Source organism: Candidatus Binatia bacterium (assembly GCA_023150935.1).
GTDB lineage: Bacteria > Desulfobacterota > Binatia > HRBIN30 > HRBIN30 > JAKLJW01.
Genome location: JAKLJW010000046.1, coordinates 1 through 26,172, shown reverse-complemented (window position 1 = coordinate 26,172; position 26,172 = coordinate 1). Strand labels below are relative to the sequence as shown.

17 protein-coding genes are annotated in these 26,172 nt (G+C 67.4%); 3 read left to right on the top strand and 14 right to left on the bottom strand.

Going from position 1 to position 26,172, the window contains the following annotated elements:
• Positions 1-17 precede the first annotated feature (17 nt).
• The gene (locus L6Q96_19710) at positions 18-1,334 is read left to right on the top strand and encodes a CCA tRNA nucleotidyltransferase (protein ID MCK6556782.1); all 1,317 of its coding nucleotides are present in this window, start codon (positions 18-20) and stop codon (positions 1,332-1,334) included.
• Positions 1,335-1,343: 9 nt separating this feature from the next.
• Here the strand turns inward: L6Q96_19710 and L6Q96_19705 are convergent, their stop codons facing one another.
• The 3 genes from L6Q96_19705 to L6Q96_19695 form a co-directional block, all read right to left on the bottom strand.
• The gene (locus L6Q96_19705; protein MCK6556781.1) at positions 1,344-2,219 is read right to left on the bottom strand and encodes an MBL fold metallo-hydrolase; all 876 of its coding nucleotides are present in this window, start codon (positions 2,217-2,219) and stop codon (positions 1,344-1,346) included.
• 58 nt (positions 2,220-2,277) lie between these two features.
• The gene (locus L6Q96_19700; GenBank protein MCK6556780.1) at positions 2,278-2,865 is read right to left on the bottom strand and encodes a hypothetical protein; all 588 of its coding nucleotides are present in this window, start codon (positions 2,863-2,865) and stop codon (positions 2,278-2,280) included.
• A gap of 619 nt (positions 2,866-3,484) precedes the next feature.
• The gene (locus tag L6Q96_19695; protein ID MCK6556779.1) at positions 3,485-4,957 is read right to left on the bottom strand and encodes a radical SAM protein; all 1,473 of its coding nucleotides are present in this window, start codon (positions 4,955-4,957) and stop codon (positions 3,485-3,487) included.
• Positions 4,958-5,009: 52 nt separating this feature from the next.
• Here L6Q96_19695 and L6Q96_19690 point away from each other — a divergent pair, with 52 nt between their 5' ends.
• Positions 5,010-8,738 carry a 4Fe-4S binding protein gene (locus tag L6Q96_19690; protein ID MCK6556778.1) on the top strand — a complete coding sequence of 1,243 codons (3,729 nt, stop codon included), beginning with the start codon at positions 5,010-5,012 and terminating at the stop codon, positions 8,736-8,738.
• A gap of 947 nt (positions 8,739-9,685) precedes the next feature.
• Positions 9,686-10,897, top strand: a complete 1,212-nt coding sequence (locus L6Q96_19685) for a radical SAM protein (GenBank protein ID MCK6556777.1) — start codon at positions 9,686-9,688, stop codon at positions 10,895-10,897.
• Positions 10,898-10,919: 22 nt separating this feature from the next.
• Here the strand turns inward: L6Q96_19685 and L6Q96_19680 are convergent, their stop codons facing one another.
• The 11 genes from L6Q96_19680 to L6Q96_19630 all read right to left on the bottom strand — a co-directional run bounded on the left by L6Q96_19680 (position 10,920) and on the right by L6Q96_19630 (position 25,638).
• Positions 10,920-12,476 carry a B12-binding domain-containing radical SAM protein gene (locus L6Q96_19680; protein ID MCK6556776.1) on the bottom strand — a complete coding sequence of 519 codons (1,557 nt, stop codon included), beginning with the start codon at positions 12,474-12,476 and terminating at the stop codon, positions 10,920-10,922.
• Between the two features lie 121 nt (positions 12,477-12,597).
• A complete protein-coding gene (locus L6Q96_19675; GenBank protein ID MCK6556775.1) occupies positions 12,598-13,899 on the bottom strand; it encodes an HEXXH motif-containing putative peptide modification protein in 1,302 nt (433 codons plus the stop codon).
• Between the two features lie 14 nt (positions 13,900-13,913).
• Positions 13,914-15,446, bottom strand: a complete 1,533-nt coding sequence (gene hxsB / locus L6Q96_19670) for a His-Xaa-Ser system radical SAM maturase HxsB (GenBank protein ID MCK6556774.1) — start codon at positions 15,444-15,446, stop codon at positions 13,914-13,916.
• A 34-nt stretch (positions 15,447-15,480) separates the two neighbouring features.
• The gene (locus tag L6Q96_19665) at positions 15,481-15,729 is read right to left on the bottom strand and encodes an HxsD-like protein (protein MCK6556773.1); all 249 of its coding nucleotides are present in this window, start codon (positions 15,727-15,729) and stop codon (positions 15,481-15,483) included.
• Positions 15,713-16,192, bottom strand: a complete 480-nt coding sequence (gene hxsD / locus L6Q96_19660) for a His-Xaa-Ser system protein HxsD (protein ID MCK6556772.1) — start codon at positions 16,190-16,192, stop codon at positions 15,713-15,715. Before hxsD ends, L6Q96_19665 begins: the two co-directional genes overlap by 17 nt.
• Positions 16,189-17,139 (bottom strand): radical SAM protein, encoded by a 951-nt coding sequence (locus L6Q96_19655; GenBank protein ID MCK6556771.1) that lies wholly within the window; start codon positions 17,137-17,139, stop codon positions 16,189-16,191. Before L6Q96_19655 ends, hxsD begins: the two co-directional genes overlap by 4 nt.
• Positions 17,140-17,142: 3 nt before the next feature.
• Positions 17,143-19,455 (bottom strand): radical SAM protein, encoded by a 2,313-nt coding sequence (locus L6Q96_19650; GenBank protein MCK6556770.1) that lies wholly within the window; start codon positions 19,453-19,455, stop codon positions 17,143-17,145.
• Between the two features lie 2 nt (positions 19,456-19,457).
• On the bottom strand, positions 19,458-20,495 hold the full coding sequence (locus L6Q96_19645; GenBank protein MCK6556769.1) for a radical SAM protein: 1,038 nt from the start codon (positions 20,493-20,495) through the stop codon (positions 19,458-19,460).
• Positions 20,496-20,521: 26 nt separating this feature from the next.
• Positions 20,522-22,402: a radical SAM protein gene (locus L6Q96_19640; protein MCK6556768.1), complete on the bottom strand. Its 1,881-nt coding sequence runs from the start codon at positions 22,400-22,402 to the stop codon at positions 20,522-20,524.
• Positions 22,384-24,219 carry a radical SAM protein gene (locus L6Q96_19635; protein MCK6556767.1) on the bottom strand — a complete coding sequence of 612 codons (1,836 nt, stop codon included), beginning with the start codon at positions 24,217-24,219 and terminating at the stop codon, positions 22,384-22,386. Before L6Q96_19635 ends, L6Q96_19640 begins: the two co-directional genes overlap by 19 nt.
• Positions 24,220-24,657: 438 nt before the next feature.
• A complete protein-coding gene (locus L6Q96_19630; GenBank protein MCK6556766.1) occupies positions 24,658-25,638 on the bottom strand; it encodes a radical SAM protein in 981 nt (326 codons plus the stop codon).
• Positions 25,639-26,172 lie beyond the last annotated feature (534 nt).

The window sequence follows — 26,172 nt, the reverse complement described above, 5'->3', positions numbered from 1 at the left end:
TGCGACCATCGGGGCGCATGAATCACCGTGAAGTTGCGGCGCGGGCCGTCGCCGCACGCCTGGGCGCGGCGGGTTTCACGGCGTATCTCGCCGGGGGCTGCGTACGCGACCGTCTGCTCGGGCGGGAACCGAAGGACTTCGATGTCGCCACCGACGCGAACACGACGGCCGTGCAGGAGCTGTTTCCGCGCACGGTGCCGGTTGGTGTGCAGTTCGGAGTGGTGCTGGTGCTGTACGAGGGGGAGCCCATCGAGGTGGTGACGTTCCGCGCCGACGCTCCCTACGCCGACGGTCGCCATCCGACCGGCGTACGCTCCGGCACGCCGCTGGAGGACGCGCAGCGCCGCGACTTCACCGTCAACGGCATGTTCCTCGACCCGGCCACCGACACCGTCATCGATTACGTCGGCGGTCAGGCCGACCTCGCCGCCCGTGTGATCCGAGCGATCGGCGACCCGCTGGCGCGCTTCGCCGAGGACCGACTGCGTCTGATGCGGGCAGTGCGTTTCGCCGCGCACCTCGATTTCGTCATCGCCCCGACGACGTTCGCTGCCATGCAGGACCTGGCCCCGAGTGTCACCGACATGGCCTGGGAACGCATCGGTGACGAAATCGTGCGCATGCTGACGCAGGGGCCGCGCGGGACCGCCCGCCGGGCGTTCGAGCTGCTCGATAGCAGCGGATTGCTGCGCGCCGTTCTGCCCGAGGTGGCGGCGATGCAGGGCGTTGCCCAGTCGCCCGACTTCCATCCCGAGGGCGACGTGTGGGAGCACACGCTACGGGTGCTGGCGCAACTCGACGGACACTCCGAGGCGCTGGCGCTGGCGGCGTTGCTGCACGACGTCGCCAAGCCGTGCACGCTCGGCCACAAGGGTTCGCGGATCACCTTCTATGGCCACTGCGAGCAGGGCGCCGACATGGCCGCCGATGTCTGCCAGCGGCTGCGCCGCAGCCGCGAGACGCGGGAGCGCGTCGACTATCTCGTCCGCCATCACCTGCGTCTGACCAGTGCGCCGGAGATGCGACTGAGCACGTTGAAGCGCTTTCTCGCCGAGGACGGCATCGACGAACTGCTCGAACTGGCGCGGCTCGATTCGCTGGCGGCCAGCGGCGATCTCACGCACTACGAGTTCTGCATGCGCCGGCGTGCCGAACTGGCCGCGCAGGCGCAGCTTCGGCCGCCGCCGTTGCTGCGCGGCCGCGATCTTCTGGCGCTGGGTCTGCGGCCGGGACCGCGGGTCGGACAGTTGCTGGCCGCCGTCGCCGACGCGCAGCTCGATGGCACGCTGCGGACGCGCGACGAGGCCCTGGCGTGGGTGCGCGGAAAACTGTGAAAGGGGCCTTTACGGCCGCTGCTTTGCGCCGGGCGGCGGGACGCCGGTAATCTCCTCGTACACGGCACGCACGTTGTCCGCCGGCGAGCGCAGGAAGGGTATACCGTTGAAATCGTCGAAGGCCTGCAGGTCGATACCGGAAGCGATCGCCGGGAGCGATTCGTTGCGCCGTACGCCCTCGCGCACCTGCGTAACCACGCTGCGCAGGTAGCTCTGGAAGCGAATGACGTCGTCGCGTGTCGCGACGCCGCCGTGCCCGGGTACGTAGTCGCGTACGTTCGGGATTGCCAGCAGGCGATCGAGGGTCTCCGGCCAGTCGACGCCCGAACCGCCGCCCCGGCGGTCGATGGACGGGTATTGGTTTCGAAGAAAGAGGTCGCCGGTCAGGATGACGCCGCGGCCGACCAGATGCACGACGACGTCGCCGTCCGTGTGGCCGCGCCCGAGGTGGAGGATGCGGACCGTCTCGTCGCCGCAGCGGAGGTCGGCGCGATCTTCGACGAGATCTTTCGGCAGCAGCTCCCAGGCCGGACCGAATTCCCAGAAGCCGCGGTCGAGCTTTACCAGGTGCGTTCGCGTGCGCCGGTGCGCCATCACGTTCGTGCCCGGCGGGTAGTTGACGTTCCCGTGCGTGTGGTCGAGGTGGTAGTGCGTATTGACGATCGTGCGGACCGGCTTGTTCGTGAGCGTGCGGATCTGATCCGCGAGACCCCGGCCGGGCCGCATGAGCTTGGTGTCGACCACGAGAACGCCGTCGTCGCAAACCAGGACCGCGGTATTGCCGCCGCCGCCGAGGATCAGGGCGAGACGGTCGTCGATGCGCACCGTCTCGGTGCGGAAATAGTCATGGACCCGCCACCCGGCGTAACCGAGGGTCGCTAGCACGACGAGTGCAATTCCAGGCAGAACACGGCGCCGCATGGTCGAATGAGCGCCGCTGTGTCTAATCCCGACCGGGGGTCGCAGTGGCGCCGGTTTGCCCGGGAGCCAGAGGACGCATGCCCTGGCGGGCGCTCAGCGCTTGTTTCGCGGTGCGTACCGCGTCGAGCCGCGTCTCGAGATCGCGCACTACCTGCCGCGCCGTATCGAGTCGTTCCAACAGTCGTCGCTCGCGCACGTTGAGCGCTTCGAGTCGCTCCTCGAACCCGGGGCGGCCGGCGCGGGTTTGCGGCACCGCCCGGTGGATCTCCGCGACGGCCAGCGGCACGGCGCCCCAGAGCAGAGAGAGAATCGCCACGATGGCGGTGTGGCCGGCGATGAATCCCATGCGCGCGTTCGGGAAATACCACCAGTGGAGGACGCGCAGGTTGAGCACCTCATACACCAGCCCGGCGGCGAAGCCGGCGGCGAACGCGCCCTCCAGTTTGATCGCGGGCACGAGACTGCCGAGGCCGCCCATGACGAGGCCGAACATGCCGATGATGTTCAGGATAGGCGTTTGCGCATGGTGGTAGCGCCACAGATTCAGCACCCGAGCGGCGATTTCGGTTGCCACGCCGAGCCCGAGGCCGATGAGGATGCAGCGCACCATGAAGAGACACCCGCGTCGACGGGGACCTTTGCCGGATTGCCACGGAAGTTACAAGCGTGCGCCGCAACCCGGCGCTAATAACTGTCCGCATGCCCGTACGCCGTCACCCCCGCGAAGCTTGTCCCGGCGAACGCCGGGAGCGGGTGGCACAGTTGTTCAGGGTGAGCGGGGAAAACCCAATGAAATCAATTCCACCACCGCCTGGCGCGGGCTACCACCCGCAACCCAATGCCCGCAACTACCCGTTCGCCCCGAGTAGGACCCGTTTGTTCAGGGTCCGTATCGAGGGGCGCGTCCCTGCCGAGCCTGTCCCTCGATACGCCGCCTGAGCCCTTCGATACGCCGATTGAGAAGACATCGGCTACTCAGGGCGATCGGGTCATCGAGAAGGCGCTCGGGACGAACGGCGGGGCACAGCCGCTCCATGGGCTGAAGATTTTTTCGCGCCGTGCGCGCAAACTCGGAATTCGTAAGACAGGCTGAGCCTGTCGAAGCCGGGTTTGGCCGTTTATCGACAGACTCTTGCGCGGGAATGACGAAGGTCCCGTGCCGAAGCTCTGCAGGACGGCCGCCCACGCGGTGTTCGCCGCCCCTTTCCGCTTCCCGGTCAAAGGAATGCTCAGGCGGACCCGCCGGCGCAAAGCGGCGGGCGCAGGTGGTCGACTGCCGGCCGTGCCGGCGGTGAAGCCGGGCCTTGCTCGCCGGCGGCGACCTTCCAGCCCATGGCCGCCGCGACCGCCACGATCGCCGCCGCTGCCGCCTCCACGCTGGCCTGCGCGGTGTCGGGCTCGAGCGCCTCTGCCACTGCAGTCAGCAGCTCATGAACTCCGGGCCGTTCGTACACGGCGTCGGTGCCGGAACGATAGCTCAGCGCCAGGTTGCCGATGCGTGCGTAAGCGGGGCGACCCGGTCTCGACGGCTCGACTTGCAGTTCGACGGCGAAGTCTCGCTCCAGGTGGACCCGCACGGCTTCCTCGTCGACGCCGGCGCTCGCGGTCGCATCGTTCGTTGCCGCCGTGATGCCGCCGGTCGAACAGGTTAACGGGCGCGGTTCCTTGCGCAGCGCCTCCAGACGTTCCGCGGCGGTATCCGGATCGTGGCCGAGGTCACTGAGCGCAAAGGCGAGGAGCGGCAGTGGATCGTCGGAGCGCGGCGACAGCTCCCCGGAGCCCTGTCGCAGGTCGTAGGCGTTCTCCAGGCCGCAGCATATGGGCCGCAACGAGCAGTTAGTACACGGCGTGGGCCAACAGCGTCCGCTCTGTTGGAAATGGGTATCGAGGTACCCCTTCCCATCCCGGTGGTCGTAGTCGAAATAGCGCTCGTCGCAGGCCAGCGTCGCAAGCTGGAGGGAGTGCCCCGCATGCCGGCCGAGGCGGCAGAGAGGGAAGTTATCGAACCAGAAGGCGGCGCCGCGGCTTTCCGCATAGTCGCCCACCGCGACTGCATCGACCGCCGCGTAGCGCAGCATGCGGTCGGAGACCTGCTCCCCGCCGCGGCCCATCTGCGAAACGAACTTAAACTTGAAGCGGGCAGGGATGTGCGGGAACTCGGAGAGCACGTAGCGGGCGATGTCGGTCACGTGGTTCACGTTCTCGTGGCAGATGACGACGTTGAAGATGACCGGCAAACTGCCGATCTTGTCGATCTCGGCCAGCGCGCGCGCTTGCCGCCGGAAGGTGAAATCGGTGCCGGCGATGCGGTTGGCCAGGTCCTCGGTATGCCCGTGAAGAGAGAACTCGATGAAGTCGAGGCCGGCGTCGACCATGCGGTGCAGGAAGCCGGGCGTGCCGAGCACGGTGCCGTTGGTGGTGACGCCGACGCGCGTGAACCCTTGTGCCCTGGCGTGCGTCAGGATCTGGGGCAGGTCCTTGCGGAAGAGGGTTTCCCCGCCCATGAAGGTGATATGGTCGCCACCGCGGGCGCGGAGCCCCTCGATTTCCCGCATCACTTCCCGGGTCGACGGGTCGGTGAAGGTCTGCCAGGTGCCATCCATCTCCAGGCAGAACACGCAATTCTGATTGCAGCGGTTCGCGATGTAGACGATCGCGGTGCGCATGTGGGTCAGTATTGCCGGGGCGTTCTCTTTCCGCAAGAGTCCTTCCGCGCCGCCTGCCGGTGCGCAGCGTCGCCTTTGCGCATCCGGTGTGATAGCGATCGACAGATTGCCGGGAGGTCGCCCGACGGATCTCGATATTGTCAGCGCCGACGTGCGGCCGCTCACTGACGCTTTCGGTACGCGGCTGGATCCGGTCCGGCTTCTCGCCGGCCTTGCGGGACTGGGCCTCCCGGGGGCGCGGTTGGTCGCCGACGACGACGGAATCGTGCTCGAGTGCGACGACCCGCATCCGTGGCGCGCGGAAGTGATGCACGCCCTTACCTGGTTGCGCGCCCAGTTCTCGCCGCTCGTGCAGGTCCGCGCCCGCAAGTGCGAGGCCGGTGCCGCGGAATTCGTCGATGTGCGTCGCGGTGCAACGCGGATCGTCGCGCTTGCCGAAGTGACGGAGGCGGAGAGCCGGATCGGGCCGGCGCTCGACGACCTGCTGCGTCGGCTCGGCCCCGGACCGGGAGCAAACGCCGGAGGGAGGGTGGCGTTGCCGAACATCGACGATCCGCCACGCGTTGCCGTCCTTCGGCGATTTGCGAGCGAACTTGCCGAGCGGCTTCCTGCGCACGGTTGGCTCCCTGGCGGCGCGACGGTCTCGACGCTGGTGCCGGCGCGGGACGGACTGGCCATGGTCGGTCCCGTGGGGTTGGACGATGGTCGCTTCGCCGGACCGCACTTCCTGGTCTGGTTTCGGCCCGGCGGGCTGCGCGGGGTGTCGCCGGCGGTACTGGCGGCGGCCTCGCGTTCGCAGTCCGCGTTGGGCTGGTTGGGGCGAGTCCTCGGCGGGGCGCCGGGGGCAGCGCCGGCGGGAGAGGAGATCCTTTTCGACGGGCTGGCGTGGAGGGCGTCACGGCGGCCGACGGTGGCCGTACCGGCAGGGACCGACGGGATGCGCATACGCGTCGACGCAACGCGCTGTACCGCATGCGGTATCTGCGCGCAGATGTGTCCCGAGGGCTACCTGCGCCCCGACGGCAAGCCGGCGACGGCGGACGCCGCCGCGTGCACGCGCTGCTACGACTGCATTGAGGCCTGTCCCACCGACGCCATTCGACCCACGTGGGCGGCGGACACGGCGATGCTTGCCTCCGCGCTCCGTTACCGCGACGGTTGGCTCTCGCGGCTGGCGGGCTTGCCGGGGCCGAGCTTTCCGGCGCCGTTTCCGCCCAGCTACTTCATGCCGAGGCCCGACGGCCGGCGGCCCCGGTACGTACTCGGCCTCGCGGTCATGACGATGCAGGAGCATGCCGCCGCGCTTCTGCGCGACGGCGAACTGGTCGGCGCCATCGAACACGAACGGTTGGTGCGCGTCCGCCACGCGGGTTGGGAACCGCTGGGACGCCCGGGGGTGACCGCTGCGGTGGATCCCACGATCGCGCTCGAGGAAGTCCTCTGCCGCCGTCCCGTCCGTGCGCTGCTCGAACAGGAAGGGATCACCCTCGACGACATCGACCTCTTCGCGGTCAACGGACTGCACGGTCGCTACGCCGGCCGGATTTCGTTCACGGACGGTAGCGTGGCACTCCCCAGGATGCGTACTGGCCGTGTGGTGTACCTTCCCCATCACCTCTGCCATGCGGCGGCGGCCTATCGCATGGCGGGCGCCGAAGATGCCTGGGCGCTCACCGTCGACGGCCGCGGCGACCGCGAGTGCGCGGCGGTATGGCGCGGCGCGCAGGGCGTGCTCGATCCGGTCGACACCCTCCTGTCGCTGACCGACCGTTCCATAGGTGGCGTGTACGAAGGGGTGACGCGGCTGCTCGGTTTCGGCACTCACGGTCAGGGCAGCGTCATGGCCCTGGCGGCGTTCGGCAAGCCGACGTACGACCTTTCCGACTTCCTCTCGCTCGCTGCAGACGGAACCCTCCGCATTCACGAAAGCGGTCTGACGGAGAGGTTCGGCCATCTCGCGCGTCATCCCGATGCGCCGCTGACGCAGGACCACGCCGACCTCGCCGCGAGCCTTCAGGCCGCGCTGGAGGAGACGGCGCTGGCGCTGGTGCGACGACATGCCGGCGACGGACCCCTGAAAGCACTGCTGCTGGGCGGCGGCGTCACCCTCAACTGCCGAATGAACGAACGTCTGCGGCGCAGCTTCCGCCCGCAGTCGGTTTTCGCGCAACCCGGCGCCAACGATGCCGGCACGGCGCTCGGCGCGGCGCTCGAAGCCTGGGCGGACTGCGGAGGAGGGCCGACGGCGGCGCTGGAACATGCGTACCTCGGTCCCGAATTCGACGACACCACCATCGAGACGGCGTTGCGCCGCTCCGGCCTGCGGTACGAGCGTTCCGCGTCCGTCGCCCGGGATACCGCCCGGCGGTTGGCGAACGGTGAGGTGATCTGCTGGTTCCAGGGTCGGATGGAGTTCGGTCCCCGGGCGCTCGGTGCCCGTAGCATCGTTGCCGACCCGCGCCGGGCGGTCACCCACGCGCTCGTCAACGCCATCAAGCAGCGCGAACCCTGGCGGCCGTTCGGTCCGTCGATTCTTGCCGGCCACGAAGCCGACTGGCTCGAAGGCGCCTTCGACACCCGGTTCATGTTGTTCACCATGCCGGTGCGACCGGAGCGGCGCGCGCAGGTGCCGGCGGTTGTTCACGTCGACGGAACCACGCGTCCCCAGGTGGTCCACCCCGACACCGCCCCGCGCTATCACGCGCTCATCGCCGAGTTCCACCGACTCTCCGGCGTCCCGATGGTGGTCAATACATCGTTTAACCGGCGCGGCGAGCCGATCGTTTGCACCCCCGAGGATGCGCTCGCGGCATTCGTCGGTCTGGGTGCTGACGCTCTGGCCATCGGTAACTTCCTGGTGGAACGCGAACGGGCTGCGCCGCCCGAGCGCCGCGGCGATGCGGAGCTGGCGGCGCTGCCCGGGGGCCGCCGTCTCTCGCTGCGCCTGACTACCCGGTGCGACTTCGATTGCGGTCATTGCACGTTGCGCGATCAGCACGGCCGTCCCGACCGGTCTTTCGACGCGGCCGAGGCCGCGCTGGTCGAGGGGCGCGAAGCGGGCTGCGACGAGTTAGTGGTGATGCGCGGCGAAGCCGCGTTGCGCAGCGATCTGCCCGACCTCGTCGGGCTCGCGCGGCGGATGGGCTATCGCTTCGTGCAGTTGCAGACCAATGCCGCCGGGTTCGCCGAAGCGCGTGTGCGCGACGCCCTGCTTGCCGCGGGTGTCGACGCCTTCGAGGTGCAGGTGCTCGCGCCCGAGGAAGCGCTGCACGACGAGTTGGCGGGTACGGCCGGAAGCTTCCGCCGGGTCGTGCTCGGGTTGCAGGGCCTTGTCCGCTCGCGACGGCAGGTGCTGGTGACGGTGCCCGTGTTGGCGCGCAACCTGCGCTATCTCGGCGGCGTGGTGGCGCTCGCGCACAAGCTCGGCGTGCGGCGGGTGCAGTTCAACTTCCCGCGTCCGGTGGAACTGCCGGACCGTGTGGTGACCGCCCCGATCCCGACCCTGACGCTCGCGGCGCACCACGTCCGCCGGGCGGCGGCGCGAGCGCAGGGGCTGGGGATGGCCGTGAGCACCGAGGCGTTTCCCTTCTGTCACCTGCCTGCCGAGCTGCGCGCGACGCCCGACGCCACCGAAGAGTGGCGGCGGCATCGCATCGACGACCTGCACGTGCTGCACGAGTCGGCGGCCGCCGCGCGCACCGTGCAGCGCCCGGAAGGGCCGCCATGTCGGCGCTGTTCCGTCAGGGAGAGCTGCCCGAAGACATGGGCGCTCTATCTGGAGCTGGTCGGAAGCGACGAGCTGAAACCGCTCGATTGAGGGGGCACTACCAGCGATGGCCCCTGCTCCAGTCCCAGCAGCCGATCCCGGGCATCGTACGTCGCACCGAGCAGTGTCCCGGCCTGGTTGCAGGTCCGGCGCTGGTCACCGTCCGCGTCCGGCGCCCAGTTGTCGTTGGCGTCGTACTCGTGGTGGCCGACTGTCCAACGCCGCGAAGCTCAGGGTTGCGCTCGATTCCGATACGGCCCGGACGGGCTCAGGGATCCAGACCGACTGATCGCCAAAGCGAACATCGAGATAGTCGCGTCAGAACGTCGGAGGCGGGAATCGTCTTGCCCGCGCGCCGTGCTCGGCGGGCCAGCTCGCAGGCCTCATGCCACCCACTGGCATCGATGGGTAACTCAGGAACCACGGCTTCGTACTCGCGCAACACCAGGCGCTCACGCTCGTTGCCGACGCCCGCCCAAATCTCAAGACGGACCATGGCACACCAGGCGGCCTCACCTGCCCGCAACAACGCCTCGACTCGAGCGCGGACCACCGGGTCGCCCCTGGGGGTCTCGCCGACCTTCCATTGAAAAAAGCATTCCGCTCGCCCTTTGACAGGCCTCGCGCAAGCTGCCGCCCGCAACCCAAAGCGAACAACCTGCCCGTTCGCCCCGAGTAGGAGCCCTTCCCCTGGGCTCCGTATCGAGGGGCCTGCCCCTGCCGAGCCTGTCCCTCGATACGCGCCAGAAGAAGGCGCTACTCGGGACGAACGGGAAGGCACTGCCGCTCCATGGCCTGAAGAGTTGTTCGCGCCGCGCGCAGACTTGCGACGATAATAGTTCAGGACAGGCTTCGAGACGGTCGCCGGGAGAAGACGCGGCTCTTCGGGTCGACCGGAAAGCGTCGTACGGAATACGTCGCCGTAGTAGTGCCCATCACCACCAGGCGGACGAAACCGGTTGACTCGCCGCCGGCCGCGGCTCATGAATCGATAAGCGATGGCGAATATCGGCTACATCCAGGTGGTTCGCCACTGCAACCACTTCTGCGGGTTCTGCTCCAATCCGACGACGCCGTACGTGCACACCTTCGAGACCATGAGGGTTTTGGTGGACGATTTCGTCAAGCGCGACTATTTCGGGATCATCCTTACGGGTGGCGAGCCCACGCTGCATCCCGAGCTGCCGGCGATCTGCCGCTACGCGACCGAGCAGGGACTCCACGTGCGCATGATCACCAACGGGTGGCGGATGGCTGACCCGACATTCGCCGGTGAAATGGCGGCGGCGGGACTCAAGCTGGTACACGTGTCCGTGTACTCGCACCGCCCGGAGGTGGAAGCGCGCTTGCGCGGCATGCCGGGTACGCTGGAGAAAGCCTTCGCCGCGGTGGAGAACGCGCACGCCAACGGCATCGACGTAAATAGCAACTGCGTGATCAACCGGCTCAACGCCGACCATCTCGACGAAACCGTCGCCCACTGGATCTCCCACTATCCGTACGTCCGCCATTTTGTCTGGAACAACCTCGATCCGTCGATGGGCCGGGCTGAGGTCAATCAGGCGCAGTTCACGCCGCGGTTGGCGGATTTCAGGCTAGCGCTGCACCACGCCATGCTCCTGCTGGAGCGCACGGGGCGGACGTTTCGGGTCGAGAAGGTGCCGCTGTGCTACATGAGCGCCTTTCCCTGGACGAGCACGGAGACCCGTAAGATCGTCAAGGGCGAGGAGCGGATCGTTCACTTCCTCGACGAGAAGCAAACCGTGCGGCAGACGGACTGGGAGCACATTTACGCACCGGGGTGCAGTGTCTGTGCGGTAAGGCAGATCTGCGGCGGGTTGTTCGACCGCGGCAACGCCTACGACCCGGCGGAGCTGTTTCCGATCTTCATTTCGCGAGACGAGGTGGTCGAGCGGATCGTCTTCGATCGGAGCGATCCGAGCTTCGACAAGTTCAAGACCCTCGACGAGTGGAGGGCCGACTTCGAGAAGCGTCTCGCCGAGACGGCTGAACTGCGGCAGAAGAAGCAAGAAACCGGCGGTGACCTGCCGCCGCCGGAGATGCGGCCGGCGGATGCGCCGGCGGTGGGGTTCGTGTCCGAGCAGGGCGTGCGCCTGTTCGAAGCCAAGCGCCGGTCCGAGGCAAGGAAGGCCGAGGAGGCGGGTTTGTTGCTCGACGCGGCCGAAGCGGCGGCCAAGCCGCCGCGCTGAGATCGGAGTTCTTTCGGTCTCGTCAAGAACGCGGCATCACGGACCCACGCGCCGGCGCGCCGCCGGCCGCCGTGGTTCGCGTTGCGTCCGGTAAGATCGGCTTCACCGGCCTTTGGGCTCGCCGGCGTCCGGATCGAGGCCCGGCTTTACCCTGCCACATCTGCGCCAGTACGAAGAAGCTGCCGCGCACGAACGAGATCACTTTCCCGAGCGAGCGCAGGTCGCGCAAATGCTCGATGAGCTTACGTGGCCGCAGATAGAAGCTGCGCACGGCCTCGGTGTGCAACTGCAGGATGCGCTCCCTTGACAGCCCTTCGAGGTGATGAACCGGGGGCGTGTAGACGCCGTACGCAGAATAATCGCGGATGTCGATGAGGCCCTTTTCGTCGAGCTGCCGGTAGGCCTCGCTGCCCGGGTAGGGCTTGAGAATCGGGAACTTGGCGTATTTCGGGTCGAGCTCGATGGCGAAGTCGATGGTGTCGCGAACACTCTGCTCGGTGTCGCCGGGCAAACCGATGATAAAAAAGCCCCAGGTTTCGAGCCCGACATCCTTGGCGATGCGGACGGCCTTGCGCACCTGGTCCTTGTCGATGCCCTTCTTGATGATTTCGAGCACCTGGTCGTTCCCGCTCTCCACCCCGAACCCGACGTTGCGCAGGCCGACCTCTTTGAGCGCGCTCAGTGTTTCCGCGTTGACCATGTCCGCGCGCAAACCGTTGGCGACCTGGAGATGCAGTTTGTAAGGTTCCTGTTTCAACAGGTCGCAGAAGCCGCGCAGGAACTTCCGATTGGCCGTGAGTACGTCGTCGAGGAAGTGGACCTCCTTCACGCCGTAGTCGTACACCAGGCGCCGGATCTCGCCGATGACGTTGTGCGGCGAGCGGAAGCGCGTGCGGCGACCGAAGATGTTCTTGGTCTGGCAGTAGGTGCACTGTCCCGGACAGCCGCGCGATACCATGATCGGCGGCGCCGGGAGCATGACCGCATCCGGCGGGGCATAGTTACGCAAGTTCTTGATCAGGTGGATGGCAGGGTACGGATAGTCGTCGAGGTTGGCGACCAGCGGGCGCGGTTCGGTGGTAACGATCGCGCCGGAGCGGCCGCGGTAGACCAATCCCTTGATGCCCGAGAAGTCGGTTGCTCCGGCCGCAATCGCATCGACCAGCTCGACCGCGGTAATCTCGGCCTCGCCGACCGCGACGAAATCGAACGCCTCCTCTCTGACACACTCCATTGGCGCGACGGTGGCGTGAATGCCTCCGAGGATGATGGGCACCTGTGGGGTGTGGGCCTTGACGTGCCTGGCGATGTCGAGGGCGCGCGGGTACGTGGGAGTCACGGCGGTCAGGCCGAGGATCTCGAACCGGCCTTCGTCCAGGCGACGCATTACCCCGTCGACATCCACCCCGTCGGCATCCATGTCGACGATCTCGCAGGTGTGGCCCGCTCGTTCGAGCATCGCGGCCACCCACATCACGCCGAGCGCCGGGTAGGCCGGCTTGATCTTCACCCCGTAGACATTGATCTGCGACGGGATCACCAAAAGTACGCGGGCGGTCGTGCGCGCGCGCGCCAACACCGCCGCAACCGTCTCCTCGGGTTGCAAAGACGCGGACGGTGCAGGGGTATTCAGGCCCGTAGGTTGCAAGCCCATAGCTCCATGCGATCGATTCTCGATGCCCGACCCGTATGCGCGATGTCTATTGCAGCCCCGCCGTCCCGGTCAAGGTAATTCGGCTTGCCGCCGGCTCGAGCGCTTCGAGTTCCGCGAACAGGGTGCGTCCGGCCTCCGTAAAGTCGGCGTGGGCGCGCAGCATTTCCATTCCCTCGCGGTTCTTCAGGTCGATCTCGCGCAGGCGCCGGTCGAAATCGGGAAGCCGGGACCACGGGTGCGCCGCGGCGCGCATCCGGCGGTACAGCTCCGCGACCGGCAGAAAGGCGTGCACCGCGAGCAGAATGCCCCATAACGGTCGGGGGTCGGGTCTGACCGGGCTCTTGTAAAGGGGATGAAACGGATTGCGCAGGAAATCGACGCTGTGAGCCGCGACGTTGAGCTTGTTGTGCTGAAACTCGTGTACGACCGCCTCGGTCATCGTCATCGCGTTGGGGTGCAGCGTCAGGTAAACCGTGCCGACCGCCTCGCGGTAGGAGGCGGAGAGGTGCCGCTCGGCGTCGAAGCCCACCGGTACGACGAAGTGCAGCAGGAGCTTCATCTCGGCCAGCTCGCCCGGCATGAAGCGCTCGATCAGGGAGAAGGATTCGTCGAGGCTCGTCACCCATTCCTCCGGCGAACGGCCGCCGAGGTCGATGTGGTTGCCGGCCTTTTCGGGGTGCGCTTCGAACGTGGCGATCGGGTTGTGGTCGACGGTTGCGAGATGAGCGACCTTGCCGATGGGCCAGAACCGGCGATCGACACGAAAGCCGGAGCCGGGGGTGGCGTCGAGCGCCTGCGTCATCGCGCCGCGATCGAACGGGAGCCGCGCCAGCTCCCGCGCGCCGCCGGTCGCGACAACCCCTTCCGCCGAGAAGCGTAGGGCCGTGGCCGCCGGCGGCGGCACCAGTTCTCCGCCGATCGCCAGTGACGTCAGACGCGGCGCGCCGTGGTCCCACACCGCCTCCTGACCCGCGGGAATGAGGCGCCGCAGCGCCATCTCGAAGAGCAACTGCGGGATCGTCGTGGCCGCCTCGCGGTCGATTCGCGCGCGCAAGGCGGGCAAATCCTCTCGCAAACCGAGACAGTGCAGTGGGGCCCCGATCGTCGGCGAACGGAAACACGCGAGCAACTCGCCCGGGGCATGCCGCAGCGCCAGGCGCACCAGTTCGGCGGCGCGGCGGTGAGCCGCGCGCAGTTCCACCGGGAGTTGTCCGCCGGCGGCGACGAACATGCGGCAGCAGGAGGCGAGGTAGCGTGCATACGCCGCCGCCACGGCGCGCCGCTCGTCGACCGGCTCCGCAGGCAGAACCAGGCCGTGGCCGCCAATCTCGTCAGTACCGCTGCTCATCTCTCGCCCCTCGCTCAGCCGGACAGGATGATGAAGTGATCGAGCTGGCGGTTGGTCGTCCAGCGCCGGAACATCTCCATGTCGTCCGCGGTTGCCGATTCGAGCTTGTGCATGAGGTAGTCGAAGATCGACTTGTGCTTCTTGCACCACACCGAATCGCGCATGTGCCCGTGCAGACTGCCCTGGGTCTTGTAGTTGTATTCCACCTGCTGGCCGCACCAGGCCTTGTAGACGCAACTCACGCAGTCGGGCTGCCCGTCGTTCAAGCCGGCCATGACCATCGCTCGGGTCGAAGCGTTGGTCATGAGCCTATGGTAGCTGTCGTTGACGGTGCCGATCTTGAACAGGGGGTCGCCGGCCGCGGCGAGAAAGCGCCCCTCGTCCGAGGAATAGATGCTGCCGTCGGGTGCGTAGCCCACCTGCCCGATGCAGGCACCGCCGGGGATGCGCAGATCGAGGTAGTTCGGCTCGTCGTCGGTGAGGATCTTGTTGAGCATGATTGCGGCGTGACGTTCCATCACCTGCACCCCCTGCCGGTTGAGCGCGATGATGTAGTCGACGGCGTTGGCATAGAATTCGAGGAACTCGTCCATCGAGTACCCGAGGGTCTTCGCACTGCGGGCGGCAAAGCCGAACGGATCCAGCTTGCGCAGGAATACCGCCCGGCAGCCGACCGCGACGAACTCGTCGACCACCTCTTTCCAGCGAGTGAGCGCCGGCCGGGTAATGGTCGGCAGCGCCTCGACCCGGTAGTGCTCGGGGTCCAGACCGAGGTCGGCATACCGCGCATTGATGGTCTTCATCCAGTGGCGGACCAGAGCGTGGCTGTTGCCGTCCTTGAAAAAGCGCACCCGGTTGTGCAGGTCGGCGGGACCGTCGAGGCTCGTACACAATTGGACCCGATGTTCGATCAGGTAGTCGAGCTTCGCGTCGTCCATCAAGGACAGATTCGTGACCAGGGCGAACGACAGTACTTTGTTCGCCACGGCGTTCTTCCTCAGTGCGTACTCAACGACGTGCTGCAGCACCGGCCAGTTGGCGAGCGGCTCTCCGCCCTGGAACTCGATGGTGAGTGCGGCGGCGGTGGTCTCGAAAGCGATATCGACGGCGCGCTCCGCGGTGTCGACGGGCATGTCGGTGTCGAAGCGGTCCATGCCGACGATCGAGCTGTGGCAGTACTGGCAGCCGTGGTTGCAACGATGGGTCAGCACGAACGCGTGTAGCGTCGGGCCGTAGAACAGGTACTGCTTCTTGCGCCGCCAGCGACCGGCCTGGGTCGCGAGGTCGATCTCCGCGGCGACGAAGTTGGCGGCCTTGAGCTTCTCGTACAGCGGCTCGCCCGGGCACGGTCGACCCTCGACGACATCCCTGAACTCCTCTGGCGTGAGCAGTAGCCAGTCGCCCAGGTCGTTGGCGATCAGCACCTTGCCGCCGATCCGACGTTGACTGAAGGGAACCGCGAACTCCGGTCTCCAGCGCTCCGGATCCGACAGTGCGGTGAAATCTACCTGCCGGCCCCGCGGCAGCAGCGTGTCCGGTGTGTTCATCGGGTGTGCTCCGACAGCGCGGCGACAACACGGTTCATGCCGACTCCACCAGCGTGCCGGCGATGGTGTTCGCCAGCGCGAAGTTGCAGAACTCGGCAACGACGTCGCCCTCGACGTCGTTGCCGATATCGGCGACGGCGACGACGAAATGATCGCCGTCGACGCCCACGGAGAAGGTTGCGAAGTCGGCGAAGGTGGCGGCCGCCGCCGCGATGGCCGGCTCCGTGTAGAGCGTGCGGTGCAAACGAACCGTTACGCCGTTCGCGTCAGTTGTCGGTGCCATCGTCGTGTCCGTGCGGTCCGGCGCCGCTCCACGGTGCGGCGATACCCAGCGGGTCGTCGAGGAAGTCGCGGCCATCGTCGAGGCCTTGCGGAGCGGCCGGGGATTGGGCGGGATGCGCTTCGGGACCCGGCCACGCACCTGCGGCGCTACCGATCGCGAGGCCGGTTATCTGCTCGATGATCGACCGATTAGCCTTGAACACCTTGTGTCTGAACGCCTGCGCGAGCAGTTCGTTCTCGAACTCGCCCGCCATGGCGCGCAGGGTAGGTTCGTCGAGAGGCTGCTTGGCGCGCAGATGAACGATGGCGCGTTCGCCGTCGCGGTCGAGCAGTACATAGGCGCGGTCGAGGAACACGTAGGCGCCCGCGTAAAGCACCTCGCGCGGGTACAGGTCGATATCGAGCGACAGAGTCATGACGCCCGTGCCCGGATCGAATGCTTCGATCTCTGTCCGCGGTCTCACGGTTGTCCTTCCGCCGGCGCGGCGACGTCGGGACGGAGCTCGTCGTCGCCGTAGCGTTCGAGATAATCGCCGCGCACCCCGAGGCAGATGTCGTGCATGTGACGGCAGGGGGCGCACTTCTCGGCGTAGGCGTTCGGGGAAATCCGCGACTCCCAGAGCGCGAACGAAGTGCGCGGAGTGACGACCAGGACCTTGTCCTCGCGCAGATCGGCGATGTGATCTTCGTATCCCGGCAGCAGGCAGCGCGGGATGTGCCGGGAGCGGACAGCGACCCCCAGTTGCCGGCCGCGCTCGAAGGCAGCGCAGATGCCGTCGCGCATTTCCGTGACCCGCGGCAGCGAGGCCAGGTTGTCCCGGTTGCGATCCGACAGCGACACCAGCCACAGGTTGAAGACCTCGACGCCGAGGGCGGCCCAGTGCTCGACGATGTCGGCGAGGTGCACCCAGGTGTCGTTCTTGACGATGAGATCGCCGACGGGTTTGTGGCCGAGCGCGGTCAGATGCCGCACGCCCCGGGTGACGAGGTCGAGCGCGCCGGTCTTACCCATGATGCTTTCGTAGAGCGCCGGCGTGTGCGCCATGAAGGAGATGTGGAAGTCGTCTATGCCGGCGTCGCTGGCCTCCTCGGCGAACCACCTGTACGCGTAGAGCAGGCCGTTGGACGAGACCTTGATCGACGTGAACCCGCGATCCCGGCACCAGCGCACCAGCGGCAAGAGGCCGCGGCGGATCGTCGGTTCGCCGCCGCCGAAGCTCACGCGCGTGGCGCCGCGCGCCCGGGCGTCCTGCAACTGCTCCAGAATCGCGGCGGTCGGCAAGCTTTCGCGGCGCATCTCGTCGGTGATCGAGCAGTAGTCGCACTGGACGTTGCACTCGTAGCCGATCATGACGTCGACGACGACATCGGCGTACTCGACCGTTTCTCGACCCAGTTGCAACGTGGTCATCGGCTACGCCAGTGCGATCGCGGGCCGAGCCCGTTCGATGCGCATGTCCGGCTCCTCTTGCGCAAAGACCTGGAAGCCGTCGCAGACCGTTGTCCACGGACAGTCGTTGCAGACCGCGCGTTTTTCGCGGCGGGCACTCAGCCACTCGTACAGGTTGACCTGCTCGGGGAAGCGCGGGTCGGCGGCGAAAATCATCGTCCGGCCCAGTTTCTGGAGGTCGGCGGCGACGTATTGCTCGTAGCCGGGGAAGGCGCAGAACTGAGCGTTGATAATCGCGATGTCGATCGCCTTCGAGTAGCGGTCGATGACGTCCATCACGGCCCGGGCCGCCTCTTCGAGTGGCGGTGCCACCTCCTCGTAGGCCCGCCCGAACGGGGTCGTGAGCTGGAGGTTGATCTTGTAGAAACCCCTGGCGACGGCGAGGGCGGCCAGCGGCACGAGATGGTCGACGTTGCAGCGCGTGACGGTGACGTTCAGGCCCACGGGCACATCGGCGGGGCGCAGCGCCATGGCGTTGTCGATGCCGCTCATCGTCTGCTCGAAGCTTTCCGGAGCCGCCGTGGCCGCCTCGTGCACGTCGGCGGTGGCGCCGTGGAGGGAAATCAGCAGGTGGGTGATGCCGCTGTCGAACAGCCGTCGAGTGAAGGCCGCATCGCGCAGCATGCGCCCGTTGGTGGTGACGTTGATCGAGCGGTAACCGAGGCGGCGAGCCAGGGTCACGGCGTCGATGAGGCGGGGATGCAGGGTGGGTTCGCCGCCGTCGATGTCGAGATGTTCGGTCCCGCCCGCCCGGTGTTCATGGAGCACGGCCTCGATCTTGTCCCAGCCGAGCATGGCCGTAATGCGATCGCCGGTGGCGCAGAACACGCACCGATTGCCGCAGGCGTAAGTGATGTTGACGATGAGCTTACGGGCGGCGCGCGCGGAAAGCTTCATGTCGAAGGCGGTGCGCGCACGGCGGACGTAATCGGGTGGACAACCGGGCGGGTCGAAGCACGGGCGATGCTGGAAGAGCGCCCCATCCTTGAGATCGACCCCGTCGGGTGGGATCAGGCCGAGTGCCACGCACTGCTCGTGCAGCGCCGTGCCACGAATCGGCGTGGCGAACTGCACCGACGGCCACACCCCGTGGCGTTCGTACAGATCCCAGGCCATCGCCAGCGTGCCGCTGACGTGAGCCGGCGTCTCCCAGGGGAAGCCGATGATGTAGTGCGCCATCAGCGGTACGCCGAGTTCCCGACACCAGGCCGCAACCCGGTCGATGGCGTCGAGTTTCTGCTTCTTGCCGATCGGGCCGTCGAGATCGGTCTGACTTGCGCTCTCCGCCGAGACGCTCAGCATGGATACGCGTCCCTGCATCAGTGCAACCGCTTCACGGCTGAGGTGATCCGCGCGCACCCCGTTGGGGAAGTCGTAGGTCAGGTCGAGATCGTTGAACGCCTGTAACATGGCCTCGAAGTCCGGTCTGACGTTGACCATCTCGTCGAGGACGATGAGCTTGTGCGCTCCGAACACGTTGCGGAGCAGGAAGGCCCAGTGCCGCAGATGCGATAGCGGTACCGGTTCGTAGAGCTTGCGCCCGCTCTGCCGCCAGCCCGGGTTGCTGGTGCAGAAGATGCAGCGGTGCGGACAGCCCGTGCTGGTCACGATCGGCCGTGTGCCGGGGCCGATACCGAAGGTGTTCTCCCACAGTCCGTCGCCGAAACAGCGGTCCAGGAAACGGTCGTAGTGAACGAGATCGATTCCGTCGACGAAATAGAACGCCTGCAAAGGACCAGCAGCGCGTTCGCCGGCGTCGGTTAACACGTGCCGACTCCCACCCAGGGTGGCGATATACTCGGGGTCGCCGAAGCGGCGGCCGCCGGGGTACTTCACGATCGCGTCCAACTGCGGGTAGCGGCGCAGGACCGCGGCGCCGTCGTAGTCGACGTAGTGTTGGCCGCCGACGTAGGCGTCGGTGAGCACGAAGACCGCGCGCGGATACCGGGCCCGCAGGGTTGCGATCAGAGCATCGGTCTCCGGGTACGCGGCCTCGATGCGCAGGAACACCGGCGCGCCCAACACGACGACATCGTAGGCGCCGGAAGGCAACGTTGCCGCGAAGTCGGCGTGCGGTACCCCGAGGACGAAGCCGCCATCCGAGCGGCGGTACCGTCCCGACGAAGGCAGCGCAAAGGCGTCGTAGACCTCGACCGCGGCACCCGCCCGGGCCGCCGCACCGGCACAGCACAGCAGGCCGTGATTGGCGAAGTACGGGTAATCGATGAAATCGTCATCGAGTACGAGCGGTGGGTTGATGAACAGTAGTCGGACCATAGTTAGAGGGGCCGCAGGATGGCTGCCTGCCGGGCCTCGAGCGACGGCTGTTCCGTCATGGAACGACGGCCGCGTCGTTGTTCGAGCCGCGCCATCAGATCGGCGGAGGGCGGTCTCCGCAGGACCGAGGTGATAACGCCGGTGGGGTCTTCGAAGACGGGCGAAAGCTCGCGTTCGTCGAAGCTCCTCGCCATCGAATAGATGCCGGCGCAGATGGGATCGAACCGGCACACGTCGCAGGCATCGCCCTTGCCGTGCAGGAACTCCTTCTGGTGAATAAAGCCCTTGGCATCGAGGAAGCGGATGCAGCGTTCCTCTTCCTTGATGATCTTGCGGGTCTCCGTCGACGCCCAGGCGAAGCGCCGCATATAGCAGAGGGGAACCCGTTCGGCGCGGAAACTGCGGCCAACGCCGGCGAGATACTCCATCGCCTTCTCGAGCGACACCTGGAATTCGTAGTGCCGCGGGATGCAGTCCGGATTCTCCTCGGCCCGGTTGCCGTCGGGGTCCATGTTGTTCCACACGAAGTGGCGGATGAACGGGAACTGCTCGCCGATCCACTGCACCGTCTCGTGCAGGTGATCGGCATTATAAACGTTGATGACGGTGTTGACGTCGCAGGTAATGCCCATATCCGGCACGTGGCCGAGGCACTCGACGACCAGGTCCCACGCGCCGCGGTACTGGGTGATGAAATCGTGGGCCTCGCGCCGGTAACTGTGCAGGGAGACGTGGATGTGGGTCAGCCCGGCCTCGACGCAGCGGCGGAAGAAACCCTTGTCGGCGAGCTTCTGTCCATTGGTGATCATGCGGCTCGACAGGTTTCGTTGGCGAGCGTAGGCCAGCGCGGGGAACAGCAGTTCGGAGATGCTCGGCTCGCCGCCGGTGAGAATGACGCCGTCGTAGCCCAGTTCCACCAGGCGGTCGATGTTGGCCCGCAACTCTTCCTCGCCCAGGTGTACGCCGGTCGGCGGATTACTGCAGAACTGGCACCTCTGGTAGCAGTTTCGCGTGAGCTGCAGGTAGCCGAGGTTGGCCATCGCGGAGGGGGTGCGGACCGGCCGGCCTAAGCCGCCGGCGGTGCCGCTTTCTGGGCTTGCCGCCGGCGCTGCTCGCGGCGCTCGCGCACCTGTTGTCCGAGAACGATCAGCGGTTCGACCGGCGTGGGCTGCGGCGCCTCGTGGCCGGGCAGGCTGGGGGCCACGGGTTCCGGAGGCCGGCCGTCGCGCAGCCGTGCCGGAGCTTGCGGGCGCAGCCGCGCGAGTTGGGCCGCGGCGGCCTCGGCCCAGGCCCCGTCGATCAGCGGTTGCAGTTGGGCGAATCCCCGATCGCGCAGGAAGTTGATGTGCGCCCCGTCGCAGCGGGCATCGACCACGCAGTTGCGGCAGCGCAGCGACTTGCCCCAGTAGCCCTCGATGACGTGCGTGCGCGCCAACTCGCGGATGTCGATTCTGCCGCTGTCGCGCTCGAAGAGCGTCTGGTGCAGTACGGCCGGCGCCTCGGCGAGTTCGGTGTGCGGCGCCAGACAAGCCGGCAGGCCGCTCACGCGCACCGGGAGATCGAGTGCCGCGAAGAACGCCTTCGGATCGGCGACGTTGTTGGCCACCGCGTCCTTCAGCAGTTCGTGGTTCGGGTGGTGTATGCGCAGGCGCGACTGGTGCGTGCTCACACGGGCGCGGTTGGCGAGCAACCATGGCGCGGTGTTCTGCGTGAGCTGGATTTCCAGGTCCACGCCGGCCGGTAAGGCCGGTTCGGCCAGCAGGACCTCCAGCGCCGCGGCGTCGCGAACGGCGATGAGCAGGGGGTAGGCAACCGCCGCGCGGTTCGGCAGGCGCGACACCCGGTGCGGCAGAACGTAGATGCCGACGTCGGCGGGGATGGCGTGCCGTTCGAGGTCGGCCAGGTCGGCGATTTCGATGCCCACGCTATGGCAACCGAAGGGGAGCGTGGCGGCGGTGAGCGACTCGGTCGCCGGCACCGCCGGGTCGTCGATCGCCCCGATCCACCAGATGTCCCATGCGGCGCGGTTCTGGCGCTCGATGACGCGGTCCGCCGTGTTGCAGAACGGTTCGATGAAGCAGTACTGGCAGCGTTCCTGCTGCCGGCATTCGAGGGGAACGCCTTCGTCGAGATAGCGGCGCACCTGGTAGCGCCGGCCGTTGACCTCGTCGAGCATCTTGTGCGGGTCTTGAATGAGGTCTTCGAGGTCCTCGAGAAATTCCACCGGAAAGCGGTTCGTCCACACCACGACACTGGGGTGGCGGTTCAGGCGAAAGACCTTCTGGAGGCGGGGAAGATAATCGATCGGGTCGTAGAAGAGCTGGTCCCGGTTCTCGAAGGCCACCCCCTGGGGGATCACGTGCAAGAGATCGAACTCGCGGACCCCGATCGACAGGCACAACTCGACGATCTGGTCGATGACGGCCACGTTCTGTTTGTTGATGCAGATGTCGACGTTGACGATGACGCGCCCGTCGCGTGCGGCACGGATCATTCCCTTCATCAGCTTGCGGAACGCGCCCGGGGTGCCGGTGAGGCGATCGTGCAGTTCCGGGGTATGGCCGTGAAGGCTGAACGTTATCTCGCCAAGTCCGGCGGCGACGGCTTCCCGGTAGAACTCGGATCGAGCGAACAGCACGCCGTTGGTGACGGTCTGGACGCGTTCGTAGCCGATTTCCCTGGCGTAGCGAATGAAGTCGATGAACTGCGGATGGATCGAGCCCTCGCCGCCGGACAGGATGACCTTGTCGGCATTGTACTGTTCGCGGCCGCGCAGGAGTTCGCGCCGGACGTCGTCGGCGGGGACGTACACGTTGCGCGGCGCGTCGGTATCCAGACAGAAGATGCAGCGGCTGTTGCAGGCGGTCACGCAGCGGACCCAGTGCTTGCGTACGTTGGCGACGCGCTCGCGCGCCAGCATGGCTCCCTTCAGCGTGTCACCAGACATCGTTGCGACCTCGCATTGTGTTGCCAGCCCACCGCAAATCCGGTGCAGTCGGGGAGCCCGCACGATGCCGCGCCGCCGACGCAGGGTTCGAACTCTCCGACGGGATCTGACCCGCGGGGCCGGTAGGGGATTGGCCTGCCGCAGGCCACGGTTTGGCGCCGCGCCGCGACGGCGGGCGCGACGACATCGGCGGTGTCGCGGCCGGCGCCGAGCCCGGGCTCGGCGCACAGGAGGCAGCGCGGCAGCACGGCGAGCAGCGCCGTACGCGCCGGTCCCGCGGGTAGTTGGCGCGCGCACTCGATCAGTTCGTCCATCGCGCCGCCGCGGGGGGAGAGGCGAAAGCGGGGCGAGCCCGGTAAGCGTCCGGCATCCCAGGCTGTGGCAAAGGCCGCGACGGAACGAGCATCGTGTACGACGGCGTAACCGCCGATGGGAATTGCCGTCTCGGCGCGCAAGCGCTCGACCCCGCGCAGCATCGCGGCGAACGCACCGGGGATGCCACAGTGCGCGTCGTGGGCGGCTGCGTCGGGACCGTACAGGGCGACGTCCAGGCGGCGAAGCTCTCTCAGCCGCCGCAGATCGAGGTCCGACCAATCGACCGTGGGGCTGGCCTCGGCGGCGACTTCAACGTGGCGGAACAGGCGGATGGCGTCGTGCACGAGAGCGACGGCTCGGGGATGGGCGAGGAGATCGGCCCCCACCAGTTGCAACACGAGCGGCCGGTACCGAGCCGCCCTGACCAGACGAGCGCGGATCGCCCGTGTCGGCTCGCCGGTCCGGGTTGCGGGCGGCAGGGTGTCCCCCGCGTCTGCGCAGGTTTCGCAGCGCACGCGCGGCGGGCCACGCCAGGAGAAAACCATTGGTGCCGTCGGCACTGCCCGGGCTGCGGTGCGCGCCTCCGTCACCGTCTCGTGCAGTCGTTCCGCCGCGCACCGTCGATCGGCGAACTCCTCCCAGCCGAACCGTGCGACGTAGTCGGGCGGCGCCCCGTTGCAGGTGGGCGATTCGGGGCAACCCGGGCAGCCGATGCCGGCTGCCGTGCACGCTTGCACGGTGCCGTCCGGCATTACCCAGGCCTCGCTTTCACGGCGGGCGTAAAGCGACCGCAGGCGCGGTGCCGTGCACAGGGGCAGGTCACGCAGGCGCAACTTCACCCGGCGTTCGAGTGCCACGGCGGCGGCGCGTTCCAGGGTGGGTTCGAGGAGGCCGAGGCGCGGCGACAGGGCGACGAAGCCGGCGGCGTCGGTGTCGCCGGCGGCGAGGCGCCGGAGGTTGATGGCGCGTACGCCCAGGCGGGCCAGAACCTCCACGGTCTCGACCAGATGGGGCGCTGCCGGGCGCGATAACACGATATCCGCCGTCACGGGCAGACCCCCCGCGACGCAGGTGCGGATCGCCCGCAGAGCCGTCCTGAGCGCGCCGGGCTGGCCGACCAGCCAGTCGTGCGCGTCCTGCCGGGCGCAGTGAACCGGCACGTGTACCCGGTGCAGGCCGGCGTCGCGCAGGCGCTGCACCAGCGCTGCCGTGATGCCGTAGCCGAACGTGCACAGGCCGAGGTTAAAGGGCCGCAGTGGCGCAAGATGCGCGATAAGCTCCACCAGATCGGCGCGGCGCAGCGGTTCGCCACCACCGAGCAGGAACGCCCCGGGCTGTTCGGCGGCGGCACGGGCCGCGGCGAGGACCTCGGTGGCTGGGCGTTGGCGGCTCGTGGCGGCAGGGGAGTGCCGCCAGGGAAAGGTCGGCGGACCCGCGAGTGAGGGCAGGCGCAGATCCACGCCTTGCCGGTTCCCGGGCGTCAGGGGCAGTTCGCGACGCACTGGAGACACTTCTAGAAGCATGGATCCGTCGCCACGACGACACTGAAGCCTGGACTTCCTCCGCTCGATCCGGTGTCCTCAAGAGGTATCACAACCCCAAAGCGAAACGCCAGAACCTTGTGGGGTGTGGTCTCCGTTGGCCGGGGATTACCGATTGCGTGGGAGGTGCTCCCTCAGCGTTACCGGTGGGGGCTCGTCGCTGCCCGAAGAACTTCGCGTGCCCATCTTCGAACGTGACGCGCAATGCGAACGGCCTCGCGGCCGTCTTGAGATCGTTCTCTGCCTTCTCCACCCATTCACGCACGGCTACGAGGACATCCTCAGCCCTTGGCATACATGACGATTCCTCGATTCCCTTGCCATCCGGGGAGCGCATACAGGCCAGGCGACGATCGCCCCGGGCCGTCGCCGGCAGATCGAGTACGCCTGTGCGTGGCGTTAGGCCGGGGCGGGTGGCGCCGGCAGCGTCTCGACCGGGCACAACTCGTCCCAGCCGAAGAGCGCCGGGTACTCGACCCACGGACCCTCGCAGCGCTGGAAGTACACGCAGCGCTCGCACATCGGCCCCTTGGCCTTGCCCTCGGTCTGGCGGTACGCGGTGTAGTCCTCCAGGGTCACCTCGGCATCGAAGACGACCGTGCGCGGGATGATCTGCTCGGCGACGCAGTCTTCGTAGCCGCGCATGAAGCAGAACGGGATGGCCTCGGTCATGCAGCGCACGCCGGCGGCGCGGCCCACGTCCAGCCCTGCCTTGACGTACGGCATCACCTCGGTCTTGCGCGGGACCAGCCAGGTGGCGTTCTTCGCGGCGGTTCCGAGGATGTGCACGAAGGCATACTGGTACTGCAGGACCCCGAGCCGCACGAACAGCCGGGCGATATCTGGCAGCTCGCGATAATTCGCCGAGGTGATCACCGTGTTCATGAGCACGCGCTGGTCGAGCTGCACGAGGTTGCGGATGCCGGCGACCACCTGGCGGAATGCCCCGGGGGCGCGGGTCAGACGGTCGTGGGTTTCTGCCACGGCGCCGTGCAGGGCGAGGGCAAACTCGTTGGCGCCGGCGGCCATCGCCTCTTCGCAGAACGGCCGGTGGGAGAACATGCGACCGTTCGACTGGATTTGCACGGTTGCGTAACCCATCTCGCGCGCCAGCCGGGCGACGGTGAGCACGGTGGGGTGGATGGTCGGCTCGCCGCCCGTAATGACGATGCCGGCGGCGCCGCGCCGCCGCCCGTCCTCCAGGTCGCCGCGCATCTGCTCGATCGATCGCGGTCCGTACTGCGATCGCTTTTCTCCTTGGACGCAGAATTCGCAGCGGTTGTTGCAGGCGAAGCCGATCTTCACGTCGATGCGCGACGCGTGCGCATGGATAAGGGTGGGGTTGCCCCCCCCGGACGGGTTACCCTGGCCGTTGAGCATGGTCCTGGGTATGAGTTTTCCTCTCCGTCCGGCGCGGAGTCAATCCGAAACGCCGGTCGGGTCAGGGCCTGCCCCAGGGGACGGCCATAACTCCGAAGCTCACCGGCGGGCGCCGGACGGGAGCGCTGCCCGCCCGGCCGCTCGGCCCCGTGGTGTCGGTCTGGTGGAGCGTCTTGTTCGGCATTTCCCTGGCAGCGAGTTCCCCTCGGGGTCGGTATCGCTATCGCCTTCGGCATCGATTGCTCTACACCCCCGTTGGACTCGGCACGTGTGGCCTCCGAGCGAGTACATGAACGACGCCGGGGCGCGCTCTCGACACGGGCACACCGGGGCGGTGTGTGCGGACCGGTGTGTGCGGACGCCTGTGCCGCGCGCGCTGGCATCCGCGGTGACGGCTCGTGGACGGTGGTTGGACACATTGCCGCGACGTCGTGAGTGGGTGGCCTGCCAGCTTGCTCTGGCGGCAGCTGGTCCTCTTCCTGCGCAAGCCCGGGGCGCCGCTGGACAACACGATTGTCGAGCGCGCCCTCAAGC